3 protein-coding genes are annotated in these 1687 nt (G+C 58.2%); 1 reads left to right on the plus strand and 2 read right to left on the minus strand.

Translation table 11 applies throughout. The annotated features are described in order from the left end of the window. Nucleotides 1-285 precede the first annotated feature (285 nt). Entirely contained in the window at nt 286-642 is a 357-nt protein-coding gene (locus tag Q0349_RS05530) for a hypothetical protein (protein WP_298079883.1), read from the plus strand. A 39-nt stretch (nt 643-681) separates the two neighbouring features. On the opposite strand, the gene Q0349_RS05535 is transcribed toward Q0349_RS05530, so the two are convergent. Both Q0349_RS05535 and Q0349_RS05540 read right to left on the minus strand, forming a co-directional pair. Continuing rightward, entirely contained in the window at nt 682-1257 is a 576-nt protein-coding gene (locus Q0349_RS05535; protein ID WP_298079884.1) for a hypothetical protein, read from the minus strand. Between the two features lie 32 nt (nt 1258-1289). Next, nucleotides 1290-1687 (minus strand): hypothetical protein (locus tag Q0349_RS05540; RefSeq protein ID WP_298079885.1); only part of this gene is annotated, 398 nt, incomplete at its 5' end.

Raw genomic sequence — 1687 nt, forward strand, 5'->3', positions numbered from 1 at the left:
TTTTGTGGCGGGAGATATAGCCATCCTCACAAAGCCCTGTACGGCGTTGCGCCGCCTGACCGGGTTTAGGTGTATCACTATAAAATAAGCGACTGCCCCAACGAGCCATTCCATGAAAAAAACACGCCAAACTACCAGCGACACTCTCTCCATGAAACAGATTGTGGGCGGAGTCTGGGCATTCGTCTTCTTCGTCGCGGCGCTGCTTTGTCTCGTGCTGCGGCTGGCGTGGTCGCAGGGCGGTGGCATTGAGGCCGAAGTGCGCGGCACGGCATCGCCCGCCAAGTGCAATGCGCGCGCGATGGCGCCGCGCTGTGGATGGGCTGGACGTGTCGGGTCGGGGAAATTATCTGGGAAAGCCCGCGGAAACTGCCGGAGCGCGTCGTCCCGCAACAGGCGCCATACACCGTGCTGGCGACCGGCGACTGGAGCGGGCGCGAATTTACTGTCAGCAGCCATTTGCCGATGTGGCGAACGGCGGGTAGCGGCCTGCATCAGGCGCCGCCCGGAGAAATCCTCCTCGCGCCGGGGCATCCGTCCGGCGCGGGTGGCTGGTGGACAGCACAGGTGTTTATCCCACCGCTGATGGTGATTGCCGTTGCCGCGCTTGTTGAAGTGATGTTGCGGCGGCGACGTGGTTGATAACAAATCATGAAAAACCCGCCGGAGCGGGTTGTGTGTTCATTTCTGCCTTGCGGGAGCGGGATCGTTATCGGGGGCGTAGTGAAAGTCGTAGCTGATGTGGTATTGGTCTTGCCCGACAAATTGGAGCGAGATGGTCATTTGTTCTTTTTGCCGGAAGGTAAGCGAATCCGCACCGTCGGGCGCGTTGGGGCGATTCAGATAAGTAATCTCGGTTTCTGCCGATGAGAAATGGCAGGAAGTGGTGGTCGCATCGCATTGGAATCCCAATTCTTTCAGCAGGGTAATGTCACGACGCGCCAAATATCGATCTATTTTTCCCGTGAGAAAGCCATGCAATACTCTCAATACGTTCTGGTCCTCGGGAACATTGCGAATGTCGTCATAATGTTTGTGGATATTGCGGCTTTTTCTTTCGTTATCGTCAAAGAGCGCGTAGTTCAGAATCAGACCATTCTTGCGAATGTAATCACCGATTTGTCCATCCGGGACTTGTGTGGTGTCCGTGGAAATTTCCATGTAGGGATAGTATTTCATGCAACCGCCCAACAGTATTGTCAGCGCGAATGGCAGCCAGCGCGAATATGGTCGGGTATGGGATTTCGGGTTTTGCATGAAACGGAGACTCGTGGGCATTTTGCGCGGCGTCAGAAATACGGCGAGCTGTGGCAGGGCTGCAAGATGGTGACCGGGCGGCCGTTTTGGTATGCCTGCCGTTCGACGTAGCAGGGTTCGTCGCCGTAGCCGGGGCGGTAACCGCCAGGTCGGTGGTAGTTGCCGGGCGGGTTGCTGTTGAGGTGAATATTGACGCGGTCGTTCCAGATGGCGACGTCGCCCTGCGGCGCGGTGATGCCGCTTTCGTGCCAGTAGCCGCTGGTGTTGCTGCTGATGCTGTTGCCCGCCATGCCGTAGGTGACGGTGCTGCTTTCGTGGTAGTCGCCGAAGTAGTCGCTTTGGGTGCAGCCGCCGAGGGCGAGCAGGGCGGCGAGGAGGGATGTTTTCATGGTGGCGAGTTGCGGGTGGTGTTTTGGCCGGAGCGGCGGGG

The sequence above is a fragment of the uncultured Cardiobacterium sp. genome, assembly GCF_938028185.1.
In the GTDB taxonomy this organism is placed as follows: domain Bacteria; phylum Pseudomonadota; class Gammaproteobacteria; order Cardiobacteriales; family Cardiobacteriaceae; genus Cardiobacterium.

Excerpts from the sequence above, each read along its gene's own strand:
- Q0349_RS05535 (WP_298079884.1), bottom strand. The coding sequence starts at position 1,257 with ATGCAAAACCCGAAATCCCATACCCGACCATATTCGCGCTGGCTGCCA.